Source organism: Streptomyces kebangsaanensis, assembly GCF_001906585.1.
Lineage (GTDB): Bacteria > Actinomycetota > Actinomycetes > Streptomycetales > Streptomycetaceae > Streptomyces > Streptomyces kebangsaanensis.
Genome location: NZ_JUJA01000167.1, coordinates 143,148 through 150,636 on the forward strand (window position 1 = coordinate 143,148; position 7,489 = coordinate 150,636).

At 69.1% G+C, this 7,489-nt stretch carries 10 protein-coding genes; 2 read left to right on the top strand and 8 right to left on the bottom strand.

The window, feature by feature from the left end:
- The coding region (locus RH94_RS45670) for an AbfB domain-containing protein (RefSeq protein ID WP_234426270.1) at positions 1-275 on the top strand (275 nt) is incomplete at its 5' end.
- 76 nt (positions 276-351) lie between these two features.
- On the opposite strand, the gene RH94_RS35450 is transcribed toward RH94_RS45670, so the two are convergent.
- From RH94_RS35450 to RH94_RS35485, 8 genes are read right to left on the bottom strand one after another with little or no spacing between them, the layout of a single operon-like run.
- Complete coding sequence (locus tag RH94_RS35450) at positions 352-684, bottom strand: metal-sulfur cluster assembly factor (RefSeq protein ID WP_073952402.1); 333 nt, start codon at positions 682-684, stop codon at positions 352-354.
- A complete protein-coding gene (gene sufU, locus RH94_RS35455; RefSeq protein ID WP_073952403.1) occupies positions 681-1,148 on the bottom strand; it encodes a Fe-S cluster assembly sulfur transfer protein SufU in 468 nt (155 codons plus the stop codon). Before sufU ends, RH94_RS35450 begins: the two co-directional genes overlap by 4 nt.
- 11 nt (positions 1,149-1,159) lie before the next feature.
- Positions 1,160-2,416 carry a cysteine desulfurase gene (locus RH94_RS35460; RefSeq protein ID WP_073952404.1) on the bottom strand — a complete coding sequence of 419 codons (1,257 nt, stop codon included), beginning with the start codon at positions 2,414-2,416 and terminating at the stop codon, positions 1,160-1,162.
- A complete protein-coding gene (gene sufC / locus RH94_RS35465; protein ID WP_073952405.1) occupies positions 2,413-3,177 on the bottom strand; it encodes a Fe-S cluster assembly ATPase SufC in 765 nt (254 codons plus the stop codon). Before sufC ends, RH94_RS35460 begins: the two co-directional genes overlap by 4 nt.
- Positions 3,178-3,184: 7 nt before the next feature.
- Positions 3,185-3,508 (bottom strand): non-heme iron oxygenase ferredoxin subunit, encoded by a 324-nt coding sequence (locus tag RH94_RS35470; protein WP_073952406.1) that lies wholly within the window; start codon positions 3,506-3,508, stop codon positions 3,185-3,187.
- Positions 3,505-4,689 carry a Fe-S cluster assembly protein SufD gene (sufD, locus tag RH94_RS35475; protein WP_073952407.1) on the bottom strand — a complete coding sequence of 395 codons (1,185 nt, stop codon included), beginning with the start codon at positions 4,687-4,689 and terminating at the stop codon, positions 3,505-3,507. The genes RH94_RS35470 and sufD overlap by 4 nt, the downstream gene beginning before the upstream one ends.
- 57 nt (positions 4,690-4,746) lie before the next feature.
- Positions 4,747-6,168: a Fe-S cluster assembly protein SufB gene (sufB, locus tag RH94_RS35480; protein ID WP_073952408.1), complete on the bottom strand. Its 1,422-nt coding sequence runs from the start codon at positions 6,166-6,168 to the stop codon at positions 4,747-4,749.
- A complete protein-coding gene (locus tag RH94_RS35485) occupies positions 6,165-6,926 on the bottom strand; it encodes a helix-turn-helix transcriptional regulator (protein ID WP_073952409.1) in 762 nt (253 codons plus the stop codon). The genes sufB and RH94_RS35485 overlap by 4 nt, the downstream gene beginning before the upstream one ends.
- Before the next feature lie 172 nt (positions 6,927-7,098).
- Between RH94_RS35485 and RH94_RS45680 the strand changes: the two genes are divergently transcribed.
- On the top strand, positions 7,099-7,489 hold a 391-nt coding region (locus tag RH94_RS45680), incomplete at its 3' end, for an ATP-binding cassette domain-containing protein (RefSeq protein ID WP_407697406.1).

Below are 7,489 nucleotides of genomic sequence, written 5' to 3' on the forward strand. Positions count from 1 at the left end.
CCTGCCACTCCTTCGCCACGGCCGACGGCGGCTACCTGCGCCACCGCGGCTTCCTGCTGCGCGCCGAGCCCGACGACGGCTCCGCCCTGTTCCGCCAGGACGCCACCTTCTGCCCCCGCGTCTCCGCCCACGCCGGCGCGGTCATGCTGGAGTCGGTGAACCACCCCGGCCGCTTCCTGCGCCACCAGAACTTCCAGCTGCGGCTGGACCCGTACCAGAGCGGCGACCTGTACGTCGCGGACTCGGCCTTCCGCCTGGTGGACGGCCTGGCCTGAGCACCCGCCGGGCACGGGAAACGGCGAGGTCCCCGGGGACCTCGCCGTTTCCGCCGTGCTCGTCCGCCCGTGGCTCTCAGACGTTGAAGCCCAGCGCCCGCAGCTGCTCGCGGCCGTCGTCCGTGATCTTCTCCGGGCCCCACGGGGGCATCCAGACCCAGTTGATGCGCAGCTCGTTGACGATGCCGTCCGTGGCGGACTTGGCCTGGTCCTCGATGACATCCGTCAGCGGGCAGGCCGCCGACGTCAGGGTCATGTCGATGGTCGCGATGTTCGACTCGTCGACGTGGATGCCGTAGATCAGGCCCAGGTTGACGACGTCGATGCCCAGCTCGGGGTCGACGACGTCCATCAGGGCCTCCCGGACCTCCTCCTCCGAGGCCGGCTTCATCTCCACGGTCTCGCTCATGCCGTCTTCCTTTCGGCGTCGGCGCCGTCCAGCGCCTGGGCCGTCGCGTCCTTCCAGGCCATCCAGCTCAGCAGGGCGCACTTGACCCGGGCCGGGTACTTGGACACCCCGGCGAACGCCACCGCGTCCTCCAGGACGTCCTCCATCGCGTCGTCGGGCTCGATTTTGCCCTTGGACTGCATCAGCTCCAGGAAGGTCTCCTGGATCCTTTGCGCCTCGGCCAGCTCTTTGCCGACGAGGAGTTCGTTCAGTACGGAGGCCGAGGCCTGGCTGATGGAGCAGCCCTGGCCCTCGTACGAGACGTCTTTGATCGTGGTGCCGTCGTACTTCACGCGAAGGGTGATCTCGTCGCCGCACGTCGGGTTCACGTGGTGCACCTCGGCGTCGCCGTCCCGCAAGCCCCGCCCTTGCGGGTTCTTGTAGTGGTCCAGGATGACTTCCTGGTACATCGAGTCCAGCTTCACGCGTCAGCCCCTCATCCGAAGAAGTTCCGTACGTGCTCCAGGCCGTCGACCAGTGCGTCGATCTCGGCCGGCGTGGAGTACAGATAGAACGACGCTCGCGTGGTCGCAGGAATTCCGTACCGCAGGCAGACGGGCCGCGCGCAGTGGTGGCCCACGCGCACCGCGATGCCCTGCTCGTCGAGGACCTGGCCCACGTCGTGCGGGTGGATGTCGCCGAGCGTGAAGGAGATGGCGGCCCCGCGGTCCTCGGCCGTGGCCGGGCCGATGATCCTGAGGTCGGGGACCTCCGCCAGCCGCTTCACCGCGTACTCGGTGAGCGCGTGCTCATGGGCGAGGATCCTGTCCATCCCGATCGCGCTCAGGTAGTCGATCGCCGCGCCCAGCCCGACCGCCTGCGCGATCGGCGGGGTGCCCGCCTCGAACTTGTGCGGGGCGGGGGCGTACGTCGACGAGTGCATCGACACCGTCTCGATCATCTCGCCGCCGCCGAGGAACGGAGGCAGGTCCTCCAGGAGCTCCTGGCGGCCCCAGAGCACGCCGATGCCGGTCGGGCCGCACATCTTGTGGCCGGTGAAGGCCACGAAGTCGGCCTGCAGGGCCTGTACGTCCAGCGGCATGTGCGGGGCGGCCTGCGAGGCGTCGACGCAGACCAGAGCGCCGACCTCCTGCGCCCGGCGCACTATCGCCTCGACCGGGTTCAGGGTGCCGAGGATGTTGGACACCAGCACGAAAGAGACGATCTTCGTCTTCTCCGTGATGACCTCGTCGATGTTCGACAGGTCCAGGCGGCCGTCGTCGGTGAGGCCGAACCACTTCAGCTTCGCGCCCGTGCGCTGCGCCAGCAGCTGCCAGGGAACGATGTTGGAGTGGTGCTCCATCTCCGTGATGACGATCTCGGTCTCGTGGTCCACGCGGTAGGGCTCGTCGGCCCAGCCGAGCATGTTCGCCACGAGGTTGAGCGACTCGGAGGCGTTCTTGGTGAAGATCACCTCGTCGCGGCTGGGCGCGTTGACGAACGCGGCGACCTTGTCGCGCGCGCCCTCGTACAGCGCCGTGGCCTCCTCGGCGAGCACGTGCACACCGCGGTGGACGTTGGCGTTGTGCTGTTCGTAGTACTCGGAGAGCACGTCGAGCACCTGGCGCGGGGTCTGCGAGGTCGCCGCGTTGTCCAGGTACACGAGCTTCCTGCCGTCGTGGACCATCCGGTCCAGGACGGGGAAGTCCTTGCGGAGCGCCTCGGTGTCGAGGAGGCCCGGCAGCTGTGTCACGCGGATGCGCCACCCTTCACGTATGCCTCGTAGCCCTCGTTCTCCAGCTTGTCCGCGAGCTCCGGGCCGCCGGACTCGACGATGCGGCCGTCGGCGAAGACATGGACCTGGTCGGGCTTGATGTAGCGCAGGATGCGCGTGTAGTGGGTGATGAGCAGGGTGCCGACCTGGCCGTTGTCACGGACCCGGTTCACGCCCTCGGACACGACGCGCAGGGCGTCGACGTCCAGGCCGGAGTCGGTCTCGTCGAGCACCGCGATCTTCGGCTTGAGCAGCTCCAGCTGGAGGATCTCGTGCCGCTTCTTCTCACCGCCGGAGAAGCCCTCGTTGACGTTGCGCTCGGCGAAGGCGGGGTCCATGTTGAGGCGCTGCATGGCCTCCTTGACCTCCTTCACCCAGTGGCGCAGCTTGGGGGCCTCGCCGCGGATCGCGGTCGCGGAGGTGCGCAGGAAGTTGGAGACCGAGACGCCGGGGACCTCGACCGGGTACTGCATGGCCAGGAACAGGCCCGCGCGGGCGCGCTCGTCGACGGACATCTCCAGGACGTCCTCGCCGTCCAGGGTGACCGTGCCGCCCGAGACGGTGTACTTGGGGTGGCCGGCGAGGGCGTAGGCGAGGGTCGACTTGCCCGAGCCGTTGGGGCCCATGATGGCGTGCGTCTCGCCCTGCTTCACGGTGAGGTCGACGCCCTTGAGGATCTCCTTCGTGGCGTTGTCGGCCTCGACGGTGACGTGCAGGTCTCGGATTTCAAGCGTTGCCATGGGTGCCTCAGGACTCCTGGGTGAGGGAGACGAGCACGTCGTCCCCTTCGATCTTTACGGGATATACGGGGACGGGGCGCGTCGCGGGGAGCGCGTCGGGCTTGCCGGAGCGGAGGTCGAAGCGCGAGCCGTGCAGCCAGCACTCGATGTGGCAGTCGTCGACCTCGCCCTCGGCCAGCGAGACGTTCGCGTGCGAGCAGATGTCGTAGATCGCGAACACCTCGCCGTCGGTGCGCACCACGGAGATGGGCGTGCCGTCGAGTTCCACCCGCTTCGGGGTGTCCTCCTCCAGCTCGTCCAGTCCGCAGACGCGTACGAAGGTGTCGCTCATGCGACCGCTGCCTCCAGCTCCTCGTCGATCTTGGCGATGAGGCGCTCCTCGAGGTCGGCGACGCCGATCTGCTGGACCAGCTCGGCGAAGAAGCCGCGGACCACCAGGCGGCGGGCCTCCTGCTCCGGGATGCCGCGGGCCATCAGGTAGAAGAGCTGCTCGTCGTCGAAGCGGCCGGTGGCGGAGGCGTGGCCGGCGCCGACGATCTCGCCGGTCTCGATCTCCAGGTTCGGCACGGAGTCGACCCGGGCGCCGTCGGTCAGCACCAGGTTGCGGTTCATCTCGTAGGTGTCGGTGCCCTCGGCCTTGGCCTCGATCAGCACGTCACCGATCCACACGGCGTGCGCGTCGTCGCCCTGGAGCGCGCCCTTGTAGACGACGTTCGACCTGCAGTGCGGGGTGTTGTGGTCGACCAGGAGGCGGTGCTCCTGGTGCTGGCCGGCGTCGGTGAAGTACAGGCCGAACAGCTCGGCCTCGCCGCCGGAGCCGGCGTAGGACACGCGCGGGTGCAGCCGGACCACGTCGCCGCCGAAGGTGACGACGATCGACCTGAAGGAGGCGTCCCGGCCGACCAGCGCGTTGTGCTGGGCGACGTGCACGGCCTTCTCGTCCCAGTCCTGGACGGAGACGACGGTCAGCTTGGCGCCGTCGCCGAGCAGGTAGTCGACGTTGGCGGCGAGGACCGCGTCACCGGTGTGGTCGATGACGACGACGGCCTCGGCGAAGGCCCCGAGCTCGATGATCTGGTGGGCGTAGGCGACCCCGCCCTGGCCGTGCACCGCGATGCGGATCGGCTCGGTCAGGACGGCCTCCTTGGGGACGGTCACGACCGAGGCCTTCTCGAAGGCGGAGTAGGCCTGGGCGGCGACGCGGTCCACCGGGGTGCCGGCCTTGCCGAGCCGCGCGTCGTCGCGGCCGACGGTCTCGACGGTGACGCCCCCGGGGGCCTGGACGTCCACCTTCACGCCCTCGCCGGTGGCGGTCGCGGTGCCGTCGTGCAGGCCGCGCAGCCGCTCCAGCGGGGTGAACCGCCACTCCTCCTCGCGGCCGTGCGGAACCGGGAAGTCCGCCACGTCGAAGGAGGGCGGCGCACTCATGCGCGTGGCGACGGTCGACTCGGCGGCCACCGCGATCTGACCGGCGGTCGCGGAGCCCACCGGGATGTTCTGGGCCTCAGCCATGGCTGTCGTATTGCTCGCTTTCTTGCGTATGGGCTTGACGGGGACTGCGGTGGGCGGTCAGCCGACCGCGCCCTCCATCTGCAGCTCGATCAGCCGGTTGAGCTCCAGCGCGTACTCCATGGGCAGCTCCTTGGCGATCGGCTCGACGAAGCCGCGCACGATCATCGCCATCGCCTCGTCCTCGGACAGACCGCGGCTCATCAGGTAGAAGAGCTGGTCCTCGGAGACCTTGGAGACGGTGGCCTCGTGGCCCATGGACACGTCGTCCTCGCGGACGTCGACGTAGGGGTAGGTGTCCGACCGGGAGATGGTGTCGACGAGCAGCGCGTCGCACAGCACGTTCGACTTCGACCCGGCGGCGCCCTCGCCGATCTCCACCAGGCCGCGGTACGACGTACGGCCGCCGCCGCGCGCCACGGACTTGGAGACGATGTTGGAGGACGTGTTCGGCGCCATGTGGACCATCTTGGACCCGGCGTCCTGGTGCTGCCCCTCGCCCGCGAAGGCGATGGAGAGGGTCTCGCCCTTGGCGTGCTCGCCCATCAGGTAGACGGCCGGGTACTTCATCGTCACCTTGGAGCCGATGTTGCCGTCGATCCACTCCATGGTCGCGCCCTCGTAGGCCACGGCGCGCTTGGTGACCAGGTTGTAGACGTTGTTCGACCAGTTCTGGATGGTCGTGTAGCGGCAGCGGGCGTTCTTCTTGACGATGATCTCGACGACGGCGCTGTGCAGCGAGTCGCTCTTGTAGATCGGAGCGGTGCAGCCCTCGACGTAGTGCACGTAGGCGCCCTCGTCGACGATGATCAGGGTCCGCTCGAACTGGCCCATGTTCTCCGTGTTGATGCGGAAGTAGGCCTGGAGCGGGATCTCCACGTGGACGCCCGGCGGGACGTAGATGAAGGAGCCGCCGGACCACACGGCGGTGTTCAGCGAGGCGAACTTGTTGTCACCGGCCGGGATGACCGTGCCGAAGTACTCCTTGAAGAGCTCGGGGTGCTCCTTCAGGGCGGTGTCGGTGTCGAGGAAGATGACGCCCTGCTCCTCCAGGTCCTCGCGGATCTGGTGGTAGACGACCTCCGACTCGTACTGCGCGGCGACACCGGCGACCAGGCGCTGCTTCTCCGCCTCGGGGATGCCGAGCCGGTCGTACGTGTTCTTGATGTCCTCGGGCAGGTCCTCCCAGGACTCCGCCTGCTTCTCCGTGGAGCGCACGAAGTACTTGATGTTGTCGAAGTCGATCCCCGACAGGTCCGAGCCCCAGTTCGGCATGGGCTTCTTCTCGAAGAGCCTCAGGCCCTTGAGACGCAGCTTGGTCATCCACTCCGGCTCGGACTTCTTCGCCGAGATGTCACGGACGACGTCCTCGTTCAGACCGCGCCTGGCAGCGGCACCGGCCTCGTCGGAGTCGGCCCAGCCGTATTCGTAGTTGCCCAGGCCCTCGAGTTCGGGGTGGGCAGTCTCCGTGGGGAGAGTCATGCGGGGTTCCTCCCGGCCGTGCTTGCGGATGCGTTGTTGCTTCGGTGGTCGTTCTGGGGTGTCTTGGGGATGTACGTCGTGCAGACGCCGTCGCCGTGCGCGATGGTCGCCAGTCGCTGGACGTGAGTCCCCAGCAGCTCGGCGAAGATCTCCGTCTCCGCCTCGCACAGCTGCGGGAACTGCTCCGCGGCGTGGGCCACCGGGCAGTGGTGCTGGCAGAGCTGCTCACCCTTGTGCGGGAGGGGCGCGCTGCGCGCCGTAGCAGCGTACCCGTCCATGCTGAGGGCCTTCGCCAGCGCTTCCGTCCGCTGGTCGGGGCCGGCCGCCTGGATCGCCTTGCGGTACGCGCTCGCCTGCGCGGCGACGCGGGCCCGGGCGAAGGCGGCGACCGCCTCCGGCCCGCCCTCCCGTTCGGCGATCCAGCGGAGCGCGTCCACGGCGAGCTTGTCGTACGACTGGTCGAAGGCGTCCCGGCCGCCGTCGGTGAGCGCGAAGACCTTGGCGGGCCGGCCGCGCGTCCGCGCCCCGTACACCCGCTGCTCACGCGCCTCCACCACGTCGTCGGCGGTCAGGGCGTCCAGGTGGCGCCGCACGGCGGCCTGGGTGAGCCCCAGCCGGCCGGCCAGCTCGGCGACGGTCGACGGGCCGTGGTGCAGGATGGACCGGGCGACCCGGTCGCGCGTGGAACGCTCTCCGGTCGCGAACTCCTCCTGCCGGGCCCCCATGGGGGTCTCCCGGGCCTCGCCAACGTTTTTCACAACGCCATTGTTGCGTAATTCCTCGGAGAGTGACAAGCGGCGTTGATCCGGACGGGCGTGCACTTCGTCACTTAGGGTTACCTAACGAGATCTGCGGTGGCGGTGCCCGGCCGGTCCGGGATGCCGTACCCGCGCGTCGGGGCGCCCGCGCACGTACCTAGACTCTGGGACCATGCGAAGTGAGCCCGTGGTACAGGTTCAGGCTCTGGTGAAGCGGTACGGCACGAAGACCGCGGTGGACGGCCTCGACCTGACGGCCCAGGCGGGAGTGACCGCCGTGCTCGGTCCCAACGGCGCGGGCAAGACGACGACGGTCGAGACCTGCGAGGGGTACCGGCGGCCGGACTCCGGCACGGTGCGCGTCCTGGGCCTCGACCCCGTCAGGCAGTCGGCCGGGCTGCGGCCCCGGATCGGCGTGATGCTGCAGTCCGGAGGCGTGTACTCGGGCGCGCGGGCGGACGAGATGCTGCGGCACGTCGCCAGACTGCACGCCCATCCGCTGGACGTGGACGCCCTCGTCGAACGGCTGGGACTCGGCAGCTGCGGGCGGACCCCCTACCGCC

What these genes read in the sequence shown, in the direction of transcription:
- RH94_RS35470 (WP_073952406.1), bottom strand. Translation starts at nt 3,508, where the DNA reads ATGAGCGACACCTTCGTACGCGTCTGCGGACTGGACGAGCTGGAGGAG.
- sufD (WP_073952407.1), bottom strand. Translation starts at nt 4,689, where the DNA reads ATGGCTGAGGCCCAGAACATCCCGGTGGGCTCCGCGACCGCCGGTCAG.
- sufB (WP_073952408.1), bottom strand. Translation starts at nt 6,168, where the DNA reads ATGACTCTCCCCACGGAGACTGCCCACCCCGAACTCGAGGGCCTGGGC.
- RH94_RS35450 (WP_073952402.1), bottom strand. Translation starts at nt 684, where the DNA reads ATGAGCGAGACCGTGGAGATGAAGCCGGCCTCGGAGGAGGAGGTCCGG.
- sufC (WP_073952405.1), bottom strand. Translation starts at nt 3,177, where the DNA reads ATGGCAACGCTTGAAATCCGAGACCTGCACGTCACCGTCGAGGCCGAC.